The 15,457-nt window shown below is 36.9% G+C and carries 18 protein-coding genes; 7 read left to right on the top strand and 11 right to left on the bottom strand.

Annotated elements, in window-relative coordinates; translation table 11 throughout:
- Nucleotides 1–141 precede the first annotated feature (141 nt).
- Together J4Q03_RS11645 and uvrB are read left to right on the top strand one after the other, a co-directional pair.
- Entirely contained in the window at nt 142–1,419 is a 1,278-nt protein-coding gene (locus tag J4Q03_RS11645) for a M56 family metallopeptidase (protein WP_426048341.1), read from the top strand.
- Nucleotides 1,420–1,566: 147 nt separating this feature from the next.
- Nucleotides 1,567–3,558, top strand: a complete 1,992-nt coding sequence (gene uvrB, locus J4Q03_RS11640) for an excinuclease ABC subunit UvrB (RefSeq protein WP_426048340.1) — start codon at nt 1,567–1,569, stop codon at nt 3,556–3,558.
- 216 nt (nt 3,559–3,774) lie between these two features.
- On the opposite strand, the gene J4Q03_RS11635 is transcribed toward uvrB, so the two are convergent.
- The 6 genes from J4Q03_RS11635 to J4Q03_RS11610 form a co-directional block, all read right to left on the bottom strand.
- Nucleotides 3,775–3,981, bottom strand: coding sequence for a hypothetical protein (locus tag J4Q03_RS11635; protein ID WP_426048339.1), 207 nt, complete (start codon nt 3,979–3,981; stop codon nt 3,775–3,777).
- Nucleotides 3,968–4,783, bottom strand: coding sequence for a terpene synthase family protein (locus J4Q03_RS11630; protein ID WP_426048338.1), 816 nt, complete (start codon nt 4,781–4,783; stop codon nt 3,968–3,970). The genes J4Q03_RS11635 and J4Q03_RS11630 overlap by 14 nt, the downstream gene beginning before the upstream one ends.
- A gap of 335 nt (nt 4,784–5,118) precedes the next feature.
- Complete coding sequence (locus J4Q03_RS11625; RefSeq protein WP_426048337.1) at nt 5,119–5,346, bottom strand: DUF3820 family protein; 228 nt, start codon at nt 5,344–5,346, stop codon at nt 5,119–5,121.
- Between the two features lie 2 nt (nt 5,347–5,348).
- Nucleotides 5,349–6,431 carry an AI-2E family transporter gene (locus tag J4Q03_RS11620; RefSeq protein ID WP_426048336.1) on the bottom strand — a complete coding sequence of 361 codons (1,083 nt, stop codon included), beginning with the start codon at nt 6,429–6,431 and terminating at the stop codon, nt 5,349–5,351.
- An 18-nt stretch (nt 6,432–6,449) separates the two neighbouring features.
- Entirely contained in the window at nt 6,450–7,187 is a 738-nt protein-coding gene (locus tag J4Q03_RS11615) for a beta-carotene 15,15'-monooxygenase (protein WP_426048335.1), read from the bottom strand.
- A gap of 72 nt (nt 7,188–7,259) precedes the next feature.
- Entirely contained in the window at nt 7,260–7,982 is a 723-nt protein-coding gene (locus tag J4Q03_RS11610) for a hypothetical protein (RefSeq protein WP_426048334.1), read from the bottom strand.
- 47 nt (nt 7,983–8,029) lie between these two features.
- Here J4Q03_RS11610 and J4Q03_RS11605 point away from each other — a divergent pair, with 47 nt between their 5' ends.
- Complete coding sequence (locus J4Q03_RS11605; protein ID WP_426048333.1) at nt 8,030–9,007, top strand: aminodeoxychorismate synthase component I; 978 nt, start codon at nt 8,030–8,032, stop codon at nt 9,005–9,007.
- Nucleotides 8,991–9,617, top strand: a complete 627-nt coding sequence (locus tag J4Q03_RS11600; RefSeq protein WP_426048332.1) for an aminotransferase class IV — start codon at nt 8,991–8,993, stop codon at nt 9,615–9,617. The genes J4Q03_RS11605 and J4Q03_RS11600 overlap by 17 nt, the downstream gene beginning before the upstream one ends.
- Here the strand turns inward: J4Q03_RS11600 and menD are convergent.
- Entirely contained in the window at nt 9,614–11,290 is a 1,677-nt protein-coding gene (gene menD / locus J4Q03_RS11595) for a 2-succinyl-5-enolpyruvyl-6-hydroxy-3-cyclohexene-1-carboxylic-acid synthase (RefSeq protein WP_426048331.1), read from the bottom strand. The two genes, J4Q03_RS11600 and menD, sit on opposite strands and share 4 nt — an antisense overlap.
- Nucleotides 11,291–11,374: 84 nt before the next feature.
- On the opposite strand from menD, the gene J4Q03_RS11590 reads away from it, so the two are divergent.
- Complete coding sequence (locus J4Q03_RS11590) at nt 11,375–12,325, top strand: isopenicillin N synthase family dioxygenase (RefSeq protein ID WP_306841373.1); 951 nt, start codon at nt 11,375–11,377, stop codon at nt 12,323–12,325.
- 87 nt (nt 12,326–12,412) lie between these two features.
- Here the strand turns inward: J4Q03_RS11590 and J4Q03_RS11585 are convergent, their stop codons facing one another.
- A complete protein-coding gene (locus J4Q03_RS11585; protein ID WP_426048330.1) occupies nt 12,413–12,601 on the bottom strand; it encodes a bacteriocin-like protein in 189 nt (62 codons plus the stop codon).
- 151 nt (nt 12,602–12,752) lie between these two features.
- Nucleotides 12,753–13,025 carry a hypothetical protein gene (locus tag J4Q03_RS11580; RefSeq protein WP_426048329.1) on the bottom strand — a complete coding sequence of 91 codons (273 nt, stop codon included), beginning with the start codon at nt 13,023–13,025 and terminating at the stop codon, nt 12,753–12,755.
- Nucleotides 13,026–13,277: 252 nt separating this feature from the next.
- Here J4Q03_RS11580 and J4Q03_RS11575 point away from each other — a divergent pair, with 252 nt between their 5' ends.
- On the top strand, nt 13,278–13,439 hold the full coding sequence (locus tag J4Q03_RS11575) for a bacteriocin-like protein (RefSeq protein WP_426048328.1): 162 nt from the start codon (nt 13,278–13,280) through the stop codon (nt 13,437–13,439).
- Nucleotides 13,440–13,525: 86 nt separating this feature from the next.
- Here J4Q03_RS11575 and J4Q03_RS11570 read toward each other — a convergent pair whose 3' ends face one another.
- Nucleotides 13,526–14,572: a PA0069 family radical SAM protein gene (locus tag J4Q03_RS11570; protein WP_426048327.1), complete on the bottom strand. Its 1,047-nt coding sequence runs from the start codon at nt 14,570–14,572 to the stop codon at nt 13,526–13,528.
- Between the two features lie 120 nt (nt 14,573–14,692).
- Nucleotides 14,693–14,887 carry a hypothetical protein gene (locus J4Q03_RS11565; RefSeq protein WP_426048326.1) on the bottom strand — a complete coding sequence of 65 codons (195 nt, stop codon included), beginning with the start codon at nt 14,885–14,887 and terminating at the stop codon, nt 14,693–14,695.
- A gap of 173 nt (nt 14,888–15,060) precedes the next feature.
- Between J4Q03_RS11565 and J4Q03_RS11560 the strand changes: the two genes are divergently transcribed.
- A complete protein-coding gene (locus J4Q03_RS11560) occupies nt 15,061–15,411 on the top strand; it encodes a hypothetical protein (RefSeq protein ID WP_426048325.1) in 351 nt (116 codons plus the stop codon).
- Nucleotides 15,412–15,457: the final 46 nt, after the last annotated feature.

Here is a 15,457-nt window from a genome sequence, read left to right as displayed (position 1 = left end):
TTAAAGACTATTTTTGATTTACTTAACACACAGCAAATTAATCAATTTGCAAAAACTGGGAAAGCTTTGAGCTTTCCTTTTTTGCGCATAAAAAAAGAACTGTCTCACTTTTGAGACAGCCTCTTTTATTTGATTTTTTCTTTGATCTTCTCTCATGTAATCCCATTCATTTCAATCACAGTACCACCACCAAAAACAGAGAGTAAATCTAAGCTTATATTTGAAGATGCCACACAGATTATCTCAATCCAGCCTGGCCAGGTAAGTTTTGATTGGATGGATATGGTATGGCTCATCTATGGAGCGGTTGCTCTTTTCCTTTTAATAAAAAGTACATTGTCAATTACAGCTATCAAAAAAATACGGGGCGAAAAGATGATCTACCAAAATTACACGGTTATGGTAACCTATGAAAACCTTCCTCCTTTTAGCTTTTGGAATACTATTTATTTAGGTAGAAATTATATAGAAAATAATGTAATAGACCCAAGAATATTCCTGCATGAAAAAAATCACATTGACCAAAAGCATAGCCTTGACCTTATTTTTATGGATATCCTGAAGATTTTCATGTGGTTCAATCCCGTTCTTCTTATTTATAAAAAAACGATCATCACCAACCATGAATTTCTTGCAGACGAAGCTGTTTTGAACAGCAGATACGATATAAAAGAATATCAGAATTTGATACTTGATGAGATTATCAATATTCAGAATCTGCCTCTTACCCATTCATTTAATTTTAACAACACCAAAAAACGATTTATTATGATGACAAAGAAAAAATCCAGATTCATTGTCCTAAAAAAAGCGGCGGGAATCACAGCTCTCATTGCAGCAACAGCCTTATTCGCAGAAAAGACATATGCAGTCAACCCTATTGCTGTTCATCTTCAAAAAGCAAGCACAAGGACTGTAAAAAATGTGCAATTCCCTCAAGTCACTTTAATGAATTCTGAGTATTCCGAAAAAATAACAGAAAAGCCCAATACCGTAATGGAATTCAAGAAGGAAAATACAAAAACCATTGCAGATACCATTTCTCCAAAAAAAACAACACAGCCATCCGGCAATGAAGGTAATAACACAAATGCCAATATAAATTCTGATAAAAATTTTAGCCAGGCAGAATATCCGGGGGGATTAGAAGCTTTACGAAAAAAGGTTGGCCTTATGCTAGATACAAGTGTACTTGACCATAAAAAAGGTGGTTTCATAAGCTCGGCCGCGTACATCCACATAGATGAAACAGGAAAAACAACAAAGATAACGGTATCAGGAGATAATGAAATTTTCAACAATGAGCTCCTAAAAGCAGCTACAGCAATAAGTGACGAAACCACATGGAAGCCTGCCACCAAAGAAGGAAAACCAGTTGCAACAATCTATAAGCTACCAGCTACAATGAGTTTTCAGTAAGATAAGTTAATAAGCGCTATAAGTTTAGCGCTTTTTTATTTGTATAGATTACGGACAGAAAAAAATGCACGATTAAACTATTCATTCCCAAATACTGTATGAAGGCTAAAAATTTCTTTCGTATTTTTGTTGTATACATCATTTCCTATGAATTTTAATCTTCAATCAGAATATAAACCTACGGGCGACCAGCCACAAGCGATCGAAAAGCTTACCCAAGGCATCGAGATCGGCGAAAAATATCAGACCCTTCTTGGTGTAACGGGTTCCGGGAAAACATTTACTGTCGCCAATGTTGTTCAGAATGTCCAGAAACCTACTTTGGTTCTTGCCCACAACAAAACTCTTGCAGCACAGTTATTCATGGAGTTTAAGGAGTTCTTTCCGGATAACGCTGTTGAATATTTTGTCAGCTACTACGATTATTACCAGCCGGAAGCCTATATTGCAACAACCGGAACTTATATCGAGAAAGACCTTAGCATTAATGAAGAAGTCGAAAAACTGCGTCTTTCTGCAACAGCCAGCCTTCTTTCGGGAAGAAGAGATGTACTGATCGTAGCTTCTGTTTCCTGTATTTACGGTATCGGAAATCCTTCAGAATTTCATAAATCACTAATTACATTGGCTATTGGAGAAAAAGTAACACGAACCGCGCTTCTTCATTCTTTAGTTAATGCTTTATATTCCAGAACACTGGGAGATTTTCAGAGAGGTACGTTCCGCGTAAAAGGAGATGTTATTGATGTTTTTCCGGCATATGCTGACAATGCAGTGAGAATTCAGTTTTTTGGAGATGAAATAGAAAAAATTCAGAGTTTTGATCCCGTAAGTGGAAATGTGGAAGCTAATTTTGATCAAATCCAGATTTATCCTGCAAACCTTTTTGTGACATCAAAAGAAACTTTAAACGGGGCTATCAGAAGCATTCAGGACGATATGGTAAAACAGGTAGATTTCTTTAATTCTATTGAAAAACCTCTGGAAGCTAAAAGACTTCAGGAAAGAACAGAACTGGATCTTGAAATGATCAAGGAGCTGGGCTACTGCTCTGGGATTGAGAATTATTCAAGGTATCTTGACGGAAGACTTCCGGGCTCAAGACCATTCTGCCTGATTGATTATTTCCCGAAAGACTTTTTAATGGTCATTGATGAAAGCCACGTTACTGTTCCCCAGGTTCACGCCATGTACGGCGGCGACCGCAGCAGAAAGGAAGCCTTGGTGGAATATGGTTTCCGGCTTCCGGCCGCAATGGATAACAGGCCTCTTAAATTTGAGGAATTTGAAGCGATGCAAAACCAGGTGATCTATGTTTCTGCTACACCAGCAGATTATGAGCTGGAAAAAACCGGAGGAGCTTATATTGAGCAGATCATCCGTCCGACAGGTCTTCTGGATCCTGTTATTGAGGTAAGACCAAGCCTGAACCAGATTGATGATCTGATGGAGGAGATCCAAAAAAGAGCGGACGCTGACGAAAGGGTTCTTGTCACTACTCTAACGAAGAAAATGGCCGAAGAACTTACTAAATATTTTATGAAATTCGGGATCAGGACAAGATACATTCACTCAGATGTAGAAACGCTGGAACGTATTCAGATTATGCAGGACTTACGTTTGGGCCTTTTTGATGTACTCATCGGAGTCAATCTTTTAAGAGAGGGGCTTGACCTTCCGGAAGTATCTCTGGTCGCCATTCTGGATGCTGACAAAGAGGGAATGCTTAGAAGCAGAAGATCAATGATACAAACGGTAGGACGTGCGGCAAGGAACGTTAACGGAAAGGCGATTATGTATGCAGATAAGATCACAAAATCTATGCAGGCCGCCTTGGATGAAACAGAATACCGCCGTAATAAACAAATACAGCACAACGAAGCCAACGGACTGGTTCCTACGGCTTTAAATAAAAAGATTTCAGAAAATCTTGTAGGAAGGAGTAAAGATTTCCCGGATCCAAAATACACCCAGAAGGAAATTCTTCAAAAGGCAGCAGAAACAAAAGCCAGCTATGGGGATAAAGACATTGAAAAAATCATCGGGCAGAAGCAGAAAGAAATGGAAGCGGCTGCTAAAAACCTTGATTTCATAAAAGCAGCCAAGCTTAGAGACGAGATCGCAGCTTTGAAAGAATAAGGATTACGAATTAGGACCGCACCAAAGATATCCGAGCGCCTGAAATCAAATGAAAACCCTTGAAACGAGTTTCGTGTAATAACGGCTCTTTTCGAGGGTTTTTCAAATAATATTATTTTACAATTTTAGCGATAGTTTAAAAAATAAAAAAGAGTCAGATTTTATTCAATGCAGTAATTAGGCTCTGCAATATTGGTTGTTTGGTAAAAACTAACTCTAGCTGTGATATTCTCCTTCCACATAACCATTATTTATATAGCGGAATGTGTCGTTTGTATGCCATGCGTAAACACCCGCAATCATAATACCTAAGTCCTGGACATAATCATAAACAAGTTCTTGGTGATTACCAAAAGAGGGAAGTTTTTTTTGTAATAATAAAAACTCTTCTAAATAAGTATCATGGAGTTCAAGAGCTTCCATATAAGCCTGTGTTAATGATTTTTTTTTTTTCTTGCTGCAGTACTTTTACAAGATTCATGGTATCTCCTTCACGGCTGAGTTCTTTCGGTAACGAAATAATATCGTTGTGTATACCAATCATTAAAGAAGAAAGAGCGTATATACGTTTAATAAAAGGATGATCAAAAACATCATCAGGCATATTGCGATATTCTTTTTGTAGAGCGACATAATAGCAATAAGGCTTGACACCGCTTGTTTCCTCCCGGATAAGCAGATACATAGATAATGGAGGTATTGTATTTGCTCTGTAATATACTTTTTCTTCTGCATAGCCTATAAATACATCTTTCATTGATTTTGTAAACCTTTTGTAAATGTGTTCTGGAATTCCACCTTTAACGGCATCTTGTCTCAAGACCCAAAATAAGTGAAATATACCATTTTCATCAGGCTCTACCGGATTCTCACCAGTCACCAATGCCATTATACGTTTAGTTATTGTATACATTTCGTCACGAGAACAACGGTCAAAGTAATCATCCATCATTGCTCCATTAGCTGTATAATTGGCTAAGGGACGCAGTTCAGCAATTGTTTTCAGAAAAGGACAACCTCGGGATGCAATATCAGCTAGTTGATGTTGTTTGTGTTTTTCACGCGCTTCCTTACTGTGTATAGTATATTCTGTATCAATCCAAGTATAATATTCCTCTCGTTGTTGCTGAAAATCAGGATGAATAAAATCAGGGAAAGGATAATGCGGTTTTGGAAGCTGTTTTAAGACCGCGTGAAATTCCTCATTTGAAATTGTTTGATTCATGGTATTGTTTTATGATTAATTGCTGCATTAAAAATATAAAACAATATGCTATAAATCAAATTATTGTGAAGTATTAAAGAAGTAAACAGGCCTATTCCATCCCTATTAATGATTAAACTGAATTTAACATTTTAGAATAGTTTATACTCATATTTTAGTTATTCCGGGCATGGTACCTTTGCAGTTGAGTTTTCTAAAATGGTTTGAATTTTGAACGTCGGTAAACATGTCTGAAAGTTTCCATAAATAAAATCGTAATACACTATTAGTAAGCGCATTACGATTTTAAATAAAAGCATCGAAAATGCTATCTTAAGTTTCAAAAAAACCTGTCTTTATCTTAAAGAAGCCCTGATCGGTATCAGAAGGTCCATCAGGCCATTCAGCTTAATTTCATAAACCGTTGAAAGCTGCATTCCCAATTTCCCTTTAGGCATACCTTTTCTGTTGAACCATTCCAGGTAACTTACCGGAAGATCAGCAAGCACTGTTCCTTCGTATTTTCCGAAAGGCATCTTTACGATGCAGATCTCTTTTAATATTTCTGAATTTACGTCTTCCACTTTTATACAATTAAATTAACCTTTTCTTCCTCATTATTATCCGGCAGTTGAAGATCCGGCGGTGTATCTTCATCTGAAAATTCATTCCTGTACACCTGGATCAGAAGCATGGTAAACGAAATAAGGATAGGACCGAAAATCAATCCCATAAATCCAAATAAATTCATTCCCATAATAATTCCGAACACCGTATTCAATGGATGGATATTTTCGAGTTTCTTTAAAAGGGTAAACCGAAGAAGGTTATCCGTAAGTCCTACCACCACCAAACAATAAGCGGCCAAACCAAGTCCCTGCCCTGTGTTGCCCTCAGCAATCATAAATATACATACGGGAATATAAACAATAGCGGCGCCTACAACAGGAACCATTGAAGCAGCAGCTGTTAAAGCAAAAAGAAGAACCGGACCGGGTGCTCCAAAGATAAAGTACCCTACCAGTGCTACAATTCCCTGCCCTAAAGCCACAACAGGAATTCCAATCGCATTGGCTATGATCAGTTTTCTAAGCTTATCGCCGATCAAAGAAATATTGGCCCTCTTTAATGGTGCGGAAGAGCTCAGGATTTTCTCAAACAGTCTTGGCCTGTCCAGCATAAAATAAAGAATAAAATACATGGACAGTACCACAGTAAGGGTATTAAATGTGCCACTCACTGCTGAAGTGGAAAACTTTCCTGCAGAACTCTTTACTTTATCCATATTCTCTTTGCTGAGAATATCAAAACTTGTTTTTGAATAGATATATGAATGTATTTTATCTAGAAACACATTGAATTTTGTCATATAAACCTGCGCATTTCCAAGTTTATCGATCAGAAGGTCAGCAATAAAATAGATCGGAAGAATAAGGATAATAAGACTGGCCAGCATCAGAACAAGTGATGCCTGCCAGGGTTTCCATTTTTTTTCTTCCTGCAGATAGAAATTATATCTTCTGCAGACTACATAAATAGTGACCGCCCCAAGCACTGATGGTATGAACAGTGAAAGATTAAAACAGATCAATCCGGTAAGCACCAGAATTATAGCCAGCAGGGCAACTTGTTTTATGGCAACATTGCTTATCTGTTTATCTTTATTCATTGTGTTTTATCTTGTTATTTATTTCTTAAATTCTATTTGTCTCGGTTTTCCTAAAAAAGCACAGTAAGTGGAATACATAACGATCATCATGAAAGGGGCTGTTAAAATAATACCAATCCCGCACAGAACAATTCCTGCAATAGAAATCAGCGCTCCCAATACCGTTGTACCAAGAAACGTTCCGTAATTTTCTTTGGCAATATTGAATGACTTCCCTAATGCTTCAGTAGCCGATGCATTTTCGAATAAAAGGATAGGATATCCCAATAAAAGGAAAGGGTAAACAAAAATAACCGGGAAGAAACACAGTGCCATCGCAACACTTGAAATAATTCCCGAAAGAATACTGTAGATCAGGATATTCACAAAATTCTGTTTGTACCCGATAAATAAATCTGCAAAATCGATCTGATTTTTAGTATTGTACTTATTCACAATATAAATCAGCCCTACATATAATGGAGCCAGTAAAATTCCCAAAAGACCTGATAGTGAAAGATAAAGTGAGAATCCCGGGGCATCCCAGTAGCTGAAACTTGAGTAATCTCCTCTTGCATCCCTCATTTCTTCCATCATGGTTGCGGAATTGAACCCGCTGACAGACTGTATGATGAACCCTCCTATAAGGTAAATTATCATCGCGACAATCCCGTAAAGAAAAACGCCTTTATACATTTCAAAAGAATGCGAAATAATAGATCCTGTATCCTTGTTTGGAACAGATCCCTGCTGATCAAATTCGTTAAATTCTGACATAGTTTAATATTTAATGGTTTCACCAAATTTAACTTTTTTTGGCATAAAAACCGTATTAAACCTTTTTAAAATTTAACTTTTTTCCGAGAAAACAGTTTTATACAACGAGTAGATCATTGCGTTCCAAAACGGAAACGTAAATAGACCCCCGATAAAAAATAATGCAAATCCGATAAACTTAAAGAAAACTGCCACAATAACGCATACCAGTATTTCTAAAAAATATTTTCTTAATGCCTGCAGGTTCAATGAAATCGCTTCGAAAATTCTCTTATTGCTGAAAAACATGAGTGGGGCTACGAAGATGGTGACAAATACCCATATAACGGCAAGAACAATGGTCTGAAATGTATAAATATAAACAAATGACCAGAAAATATAATAGCCTATGTATTTGAAAAAATTAAATCCGTTGTAGCCTACAAGAAGGTCGCCCAATTCCAGCTTTTCTTTCAGATCAATTTTTCTGTAAATCTGATAAAACCCGATATTGAGGGGATAAAGAAAAATAGAGGTTCCGATAATAGCCCAGGAAAAATATTGAAATCCCGGATTGGACTGCATTTTTACGACCTGCGCAGAATAGGCTTCTACACCGTCTTTTGCATATTTCGCAGCTTCTGCATATTGGGCTAGAATACCATATCTTCCATCAAAAAAGAAAAACACGGTAAAAAAGATTCCAAAATAAAAGATTGAAAATATTAATTGAAAGAAAAGTGTCTTATTCCAATAGAAAAAAGCCTGCTTCAGTATAAAATCTATTCCCGGTTTCTGAGGATATCTGCTCTGCATTAAAAAAATTTTACACAAAAGTAATCATCATTAATTATTTTTGCAGGATGTTTTCAATGAATCATCAAAAATTTATGGAAATGGACGAACTTTCCCTTCAGAAGGTCCCGTACTTTTTCATGATCGATTTCCTTTCGGAAAATATAGAAATATATACAGAAAATGAAATTAAAAAATCAGGCTTATTAATTGAATTTCAGCATTTTTCAAGCTCAAAACAGAAACACGCCCTCAATAAAAAAATTGAATGGAAGTCATTTCCGGAAACGCAGGAAAGCTTTAAAAAAGGATTTGAAAAAGTTCAGAAAAATATCCGTCTTGGAAATTCTTACCTTGTCAATTATACCAGAAAGACTGAAATTCAGACCAATTTAAGCCTCGAAGAAATTTTTTATCACTCAAATGCGAAGTACAAAGTTTTTTATAAAGATTTTTTTGTATTTTTTTCTCCTGAAACTTTTGTAAAGATTATTGACGGCCAAATTTCCACCTACCCAATGAAAGGTACTATTGATGCATCATTGGAAAATGCGGCTGAAGTTTTGAAAAACGATAAAAAAGAGAAGGCAGAGCATTATACAGTAGTAGATCTTCTCCGTAATGACCTCAGTATGGTGGCAGATGATGTGAAAGTTGACCAGTTCCAGCATATAGACCTCATCAGAACACAGCAGAAAGATCTGTATGCAATGAGTTCTGAAATTTCAGGAAAGATAAAACCTGAGTTTGCAGGAAAAATAGGCAGCATGATGAAAAAAATGCTTCCCGCCGGATCAATTCTTGGAGCACCAAAGACCAAAACGCTGGAAATAATCTTAGATGCGGAAGGATATGACAGGGGGTATTATACCGGGGTATGCGGCTGGTTTGACGGTGAAAACCTTGACAGCTGCGTGATGATACGCTTTATTGAAAAACAAGGCGACCAGCTTTATTTCAAAAGTGGCGGTGGTATAACCCATATGAGTAAGTTAGAAGACGAATATCAGGAAATGAAAAATAAAATCTATGTCCCAATTCATTGAAAGCATAAAAGTAGAAGATCAGGAAATTTTTCTCTTGGAACTACATCAAAAACGTATCAACCAGACTTTTGCCCATTTTGGGAAAGAGGGTTCTATTGATCTGGCCAAGATCTTCAAAAATCTCGAACATGATGAAGACGGCCTTTTCAAACTGAGACTTTCCTATGACCTTGATAAAAGGGTACGGACCATGATGATCCCGTACGCCATTCCTGAGATACAGAGTTTTCAGCTGGTTGAGAACAATAGCTTCGACTATTCTTTCAAATTTGAAGACCGTAAGGAATTGGACAAAATGAAAATGAAATCAAAAGCTGAAGAAATCATTATTGTTAAAAACAACCACATCACCGACACCTCTTTTTCCAACATTCTTTTCCTAAAAGGGAAGGATTGGTTTACGCCGGCAACCTATCTTTTGAATGGTGTACAGAGACAGAACCTCCTGAAACATAAAAAGATAAAGGAGACCGAAATCACTCTTCAGAATATTAAGCAGTTCTCTCATTTTCAACTGATTAATGCCATGAATGATTTTGATGATATGTTTATTTACCCTATTGACAAGATTACAAATTTACCAGGTAACGAAGAATATCTTGATCTTTAGTTTCCTTTCATGAACTCGAAATAAGCTTTCTGAACATCTGCACTGTTTTTTCCGTAGGTATTTACTTCCAGGATTTTTGGCTGAAGATCCGGTTTGAAGAAATTCTCCAAAACTCTGTCCAGTGTAGGCTCATCCTCCACTTTGATATAGGAGAAGCCAAAATGTTTTGCTAAATGTTCAGCATGCTTACGGTGTTTTGTCGCTATAAATTCGTCTAAGGTATTAGGATTGGCATTGCCCGGCCCAGGAATGATTTTAAAGATATTCCCTTCACCGTTATTGAATATAATAATTCTTACAAACGGCGGAATGTACTGGTTCCAAAGCCCGTTGATGTCGTAGAAGAACCCTAAATCCCCTGTAATCAACAAAGTAGGATTCGCATTTTTTATGGCAAAGCCCATCGCTGTGGAAGTAGAACCGTCTATACCGCTTGTTCCTCTGTTGCAGTACATTTTCCTTTTTCCAAAGTCAAACAGCTGTGCATACCTTATCGCAGAGGAGTTACTGAAATGGATATTGTAATTCTCGGGAATGGTCTGTGAAGCTTTATTAAAGAAATAAAAATCCGAAAATTCAGCTTTATTCAGAAACTGCTCATGTCTGGCATCTTTTTTATCCCTTAATACATCCCAAAGATTAAAATAGGCTCTCGGCTCAAGGTTGATGAATTTCAGAAGCTTGGAAAAGAAAACCTCAGGTTTCACTTCAATTTTTTCAGTCAGTGAGAAATAGGTATCCGGCTGCCATACTTCATCCAGGTGCCAATGCTGTTTCGGACGGGCATTTCTCAGGAACTGTTTTACTTTCTTGGACACCACATTCTGACCTATCGTAATCAGAAGATCCGGAGCATAGGTTTTGTAATCCTCTTCAGTAAAATTAAAGATATAACGGTCTATATGTCTGAAAAATTTCTCATGATACAGGTTGGAATTAGCTTCACTCAATATGACAACAGAGTGGTTTTTCACCAGCTGCGTCAATTGACTTTCCAGCTCCGGACTGTGATCTCTGGTTCCTACAAGAATCATTATCCTCTGAGATGTATGCCAGTCTGCGATTAAATTGGATGGCACTTCATATTCCTTATGCCTGATCGTTTTTTCAACGGTAGGAAAAGAGGGAAGCTCTGAAACCAGCTCGTATAAAGGCTCTTCCAACGGAATATTGATGTGTACCGGTCCCTGTTTTTCAAAACAGAGCTCAATAGCTTTTTTAATAATATCAAAATTAACATCCTCAGCATTTTCCTTACTGTCTTCCAAGAGCTGAAAATCGCCATAAGAATGCTGATGAAAAATATCCTTTTGTCTGATGGTCTGCCCGTCAAAAATATCTACAAAATCTGTAGGCCGGTCGGCAGTCAGGATCAAAAGTGGCACATTCTGATAAAAAGCTTCTGTAACTGCAGGGTAATAGTTTGCTACCGCAGAACCGCTTGTACATGTTATTGCTACGGGCTTTTTTTCACTCTTAGCCATTCCTATTCCTACAAAAGCTGCACTTCTTTCATCTACAATACTGTAACAGTTGAAAGCATCAGTTTCCGAAAAATGAATAGCCAGAGGTGCATTTCTGGATCCCGGGGAAATGATGACATCTGAAATTCCGTACTGCTGAAGAAGATGGGCAAGTATCTGAATACTTCTCTTAGAAGAATATTTTTTCATACAGCAAATTTAGCTGATAAATACCTATTTTAAAATCATTTCATTTAAAAAATATGTAATTTTGTGATTCGTAAATTTCTAAAAATGGATAAAATACCTAGTGTAGACCTGCGTGATTTCCTTTCGGACAACCCGGAACGCAAACAGAAATTTGTAAATGAAATCGGAAAAGCTTATGAAGAAATTGGTTTTGTTGCCTTAAAAGGCCATTTTCTTGATGACAAACTAGTAGATGAACTCTATGGAGAGGTTAAGAATTTTTTTGACCAGCCTGTAGAAACGAAGCAGAAGTATGAAATCCCAGGAATCGGTGGCCAGAGAGGCTACGTAGGATTCGGTAAAGAAACCGCAAAAGGTTTTAAAAAAGGTGATTTAAAAGAATTTTGGCATTTTGGGCAGTATGTGTCTGATGATTCAAAATACAAATCCCAGTATCCTGACAACGTAATCGTTGAGGAACTTCCAAAGTTCAACGAAGTAGGTAAAGAAGCTTACCAAATGCTTGAAAAAACAGGTCAGTATGTATTAAGAGCTCTGGCTCTGTATCTTGGTCTGGACGAATTTTATTTTGACGACAAGATCGCTGAAGGAAACTCTATTTTAAGACCTATCCACTATCCGCCAATTACTCAGGAGCCGGATGATGCGGTAAGAGCTGCTGCTCATGGAGACATTAACCTGATCACTCTTTTGATGGGATCTCAAGGGAAAGGCCTTCAGGTTCAAAACCACAACGGAGAATGGATCGATGCAATTGCGGAACCGGACGAATTAATGATCAATGTTGGAGATATGCTGTCCAGACATACCAACAACAAGCTGAAATCCACTATTCACAGAGTGGTTAATCCACCAAGAGAATTATGGGGAACCTCAAGATACTCTATTCCTTTCTTTATGCATCCGGTGAGCGAAATGTCATTGAATGCTCTTGAAAACTGTATTGACGAAAATAATCCTAAGTTATATGAAGATACCACTGCAGGAGAATTTTTACATGAAAGACTTATTGAATTAGGACTTATCAAAAAGTAATATAAAAAGTCAATAATTGATCTGTATTTGAATGTCAATTCATTCCTCAGATTAATTATTGACTTTATTTTTTATACAGGCAACTGATTAGAAGCCAAGTCCGCAAGACGTCACCTCACAGGACAGACTACAGCTGTTAAACCGGTAACAGGCCATACCCGTATTATTCAGTTCTGCACAGGGATCTTCAAATGTATCTCTTATTTCAAAACATTTTTTTGATCCTCCAATGATCTCTTTCAGATCTTTTCTCTCAATTTTCTTTAGATTTTTCATAGTTATAGTTGGTATTAGTTACTGAAGACGAATAAAGAGCTGTTATTTGAAAGGTTTTATCTAGCCTTCGATTAGACCATACAACAGAGCATCGTTGTCATTATGACCTTTAACGGTTCTCATTCAGCCTTAAAATTCCTTACTTATAAAATTATCCTGTTATACAATAAAATTCCGGACATGGAGTGGTTTGCGTAAAAGTTCCCCATGGGCAAATACAGGTATAGGTATCGCCACCCGGTCCTGAACCTCCGCCGCCAGTTCCCGGATCTACATAGGGTACACATTTTCCACCTGAGCATATCTGCCCTGCAGAACATCCTCCTGTTCCCGGACCTTCGCCTTCGAAACAGAAAGAAGGAGTGAGATCTCCGGCAGAAATTCTCTTTTGATCTCCCCGTGAAAGTCTTTTTAAATTTTTCATAGTTATTGTTTTTAATATTTCCTACTCTATCAGCTTTTCGGATACCGCTTTGATTAAACTAAAATTAAATATTTTTTACTAATAATCAAAGACTTAAACCATATTATTCACTATACTATGAGATTTAGTACTTTTTATTTTGCCAATCCCATATTATCACAAAATTTTAATATTAAAACCTACCACATTTCATTTTAGTTAAAAATATTTTGATTATCTTTATTTTACTATCAAATTTTTAATTAAAACAGTATGAAAAATTTAAAAAAACTAAACAAAGGCCAGTTAAAAAGTATCTCAGGAGCAGGAGGAATTAATCTTCCAGAACCGGAATTCTGCATGTATTATTGCAGCGGAACTGTAATCTGTGCAGCCTGCAGTGACAATTTCCAATGCCCGGATGACTCTATGTGATTTTGAAATCAAACGAATAAGAAACCGTTCCTTTTTGGAGCGGTTTTTATTTTAAAAACGTTTTTTACTGAAAACAATGATTAAACTCAATCAAACAACCTCAATTGCTGATCTTTGGCCCCGGTAAAATTTGCTGTAGAAAGTTTGGGGAATTCTCTCCCTTCAAAAAATTTCTTCCTGCCGATTTTGAATGTATTATGAATCATTTCTGCGATATTTCCCTCCCCTTTCTGCCTTTCGAAATATCTTTTATCGCCTAATTTTCCGCCGCGCATGGAGCGGATAAGGTTTAAAACCTTTTGTGCCCTGTCCGGAAAATAAGTCTCTATCCAATTAACAAAAACAGGCTCTACCGTATCATTCAGCCTTACCAGCGTATAACCGAAGCTTAAGGCTCCTGCATCAGAAATAGCTTTTAAAATGCTTAACGGCTCATCACTGTTCAGCCCTGGAATAATAGGCGCCACCATGACATGCACGGGAATTTTGTTTTCTGTAAGAATTTCCACTGCTTTTAATTTATTTGGAGCCGAACTTGTTCTCGGTTCCATTTTCCTCCTCAGATCTTCATTAATAGTAGGAATACTGAGTGACACAGAGACCAGATTCTGCTCTGCCATAGGTTTCAGAATATCCAGGTCTCTCAGAACAAGTGCATTTTTTGTCAGAATATTAACAGGATGTCTGTAATCCAGACACACCTGAAGCAGTTTTCTGGTGATTTCAAACTGCCTTTCTGCAGGCTGATAGCAGTCGGTATTTCCCGAAAGAAGAATGGGGGCTGGCTTATAACCTCTTTTCTGAAAAAATTTCTCCAGCAGTTCAGGAGCATTTTTCTTTACCATGATTTTTCTTTCAAAATCAATTCCGGCACTGTAACCCCAGTATTCATGGGTGGGCCTTGCAAAGCAGTAGGAGCATCCGTGTTCGCAGCCCTGGTACGGATTCATGGAATACTCCATGGGAAGGTCTTCGCTTTTCACCTGATTCACAATGGTTTTAGGAAAAACTTCCGTAAAAGAGGTTTTTACGGTTTCGAAATCTTCATCATCAGGCTCATAGGTATACCTGTCGAAACGGTTGATCACGTTTCGCTGCGCTCCCTGTCCTTTTATGAATTTTTCGTCCTGCATTGTGATGTAAAATTAAAGTGGATTTCTTATAAAATAATAAGTTTTAACATTAAAGTTATCCACAAAAAATCCGGCCCCTTTGACAGAGCCGGATTTAACATAATTGAATATATTCTTTTACTACTTCAGTGCATAAAATTCCACTCCGTGATATTCATCTTCGTGGTTTTTTTCATCAAAATGTCTGTGATAATCCGAATAGGTATCACTATATTTTTTATCTTTTTTAGTCAATATCTTTTTTATTCCAATAAAACCTAATACTGCCAAAAGACCAACTCCCCCTGCCAGTAAAACGCCAACTTCTTTTTTCATATTTTGTCCGATTTATTAACCTATCTATTGCAAAAAGTATACCTATTTTATTTTTTTGAATTATAAATTTTGTTAACATTCAGCATTATTTCAATCAAAGATGTAATTGTGTTTTTATTTAAATTTGGCAATTCAATGGTTTAATTATTGTAGTACTTTTAAAAAATAATATTATGGATAATTCAGAAAATACAGACAGGATGACAACTTTGAGCCAGGTCATGAATACTCTTTCAGGAAGAGGGATTCACAGAGAGTTCAGAATGAATGAGGCTTGTGAAATGAAATTTGAAAATTCAGAAAAAGTATACCAGCCTTCCGATCTTACCATATTAAAAACATACCGTTTTGAAGGGGACAGCAATCCGGATGACAATGCAGTATTGTACGTTGTAAAGGACAATGCCGGAAACCACGGAATGATCATAGATTCTTATGGAGCAGACAGCAATTATCCAGGTGAAGAATTTGATGCTTTTTTAAGAGACATTCCAATTCAGGAAAGCGATGAATTTAATTTTTAAGATTTGAATTTAAGATTTTAAATCTGGCTTTAGGCTCAAGATACAA

Origin of the sequence: Chryseobacterium sp. NFX27 (assembly GCF_049887855.1) — a bacterium.
In the GTDB taxonomy this organism is placed as follows: Bacteria; Bacteroidota; Bacteroidia; order Flavobacteriales; family Weeksellaceae; genus Chryseobacterium.
Note: the sequence above shows the minus strand (reverse complement) of the source record. Positions and strands in the feature narration are given on the sequence as shown.

What these genes read in the sequence shown, in the direction of transcription:
- J4Q03_RS11610 (WP_426048334.1), bottom strand. Translation starts at nt 7,982, where the DNA reads ATGCAGAGCAGATATCCTCAGAAACCGGGAATAGATTTTATACTGAAG.
- J4Q03_RS11590 (WP_306841373.1), top strand. Translation starts at nt 11,375, where the DNA reads ATGGATAAAATACCTAGTGTAGACCTGCGTGATTTCCTTTCGGACAAC.
- J4Q03_RS11605 (WP_426048333.1), top strand. Translation starts at nt 8,030, where the DNA reads ATGTTTTCAATGAATCATCAAAAATTTATGGAAATGGACGAACTTTCC.
- J4Q03_RS11600 (WP_426048332.1), top strand. Translation starts at nt 8,991, where the DNA reads ATGTCCCAATTCATTGAAAGCATAAAAGTAGAAGATCAGGAAATTTTT.
- J4Q03_RS11635 (WP_426048339.1), bottom strand. Translation starts at nt 3,981, where the DNA reads ATGGAAGCTCTTGAACTCCATGATACTTATTTAGAAGAGTTTTTATTA.
- J4Q03_RS11620 (WP_426048336.1), bottom strand. Translation starts at nt 6,431, where the DNA reads ATGAATAAAGATAAACAGATAAGCAATGTTGCCATAAAACAAGTTGCC.
- J4Q03_RS11560 (WP_426048325.1), top strand. Translation starts at nt 15,061, where the DNA reads ATGGATAATTCAGAAAATACAGACAGGATGACAACTTTGAGCCAGGTC.
- J4Q03_RS11565 (WP_426048326.1), bottom strand. Translation starts at nt 14,887, where the DNA reads ATGAAAAAAGAAGTTGGCGTTTTACTGGCAGGGGGAGTTGGTCTTTTG.
- J4Q03_RS11630 (WP_426048338.1), bottom strand. Translation starts at nt 4,783, where the DNA reads ATGAATCAAACAATTTCAAATGAGGAATTTCACGCGGTCTTAAAACAG.
- J4Q03_RS11585 (WP_426048330.1), bottom strand. Translation starts at nt 12,601, where the DNA reads ATGAAAAATCTAAAGAAAATTGAGAGAAAAGATCTGAAAGAGATCATT.
- menD (WP_426048331.1), bottom strand. Translation starts at nt 11,290, where the DNA reads ATGAAAAAATATTCTTCTAAGAGAAGTATTCAGATACTTGCCCATCTT.
- J4Q03_RS11575 (WP_426048328.1), top strand. Translation starts at nt 13,278, where the DNA reads ATGAAAAATTTAAAAAAACTAAACAAAGGCCAGTTAAAAAGTATCTCA.
- J4Q03_RS11570 (WP_426048327.1), bottom strand. Translation starts at nt 14,572, where the DNA reads ATGCAGGACGAAAAATTCATAAAAGGACAGGGAGCGCAGCGAAACGTG.
- uvrB (WP_426048340.1), top strand. Translation starts at nt 1,567, where the DNA reads ATGAATTTTAATCTTCAATCAGAATATAAACCTACGGGCGACCAGCCA.
- J4Q03_RS11615 (WP_426048335.1), bottom strand. Translation starts at nt 7,187, where the DNA reads ATGTCAGAATTTAACGAATTTGATCAGCAGGGATCTGTTCCAAACAAG.
- J4Q03_RS11580 (WP_426048329.1), bottom strand. Translation starts at nt 13,025, where the DNA reads ATGAAAAATTTAAAAAGACTTTCACGGGGAGATCAAAAGAGAATTTCT.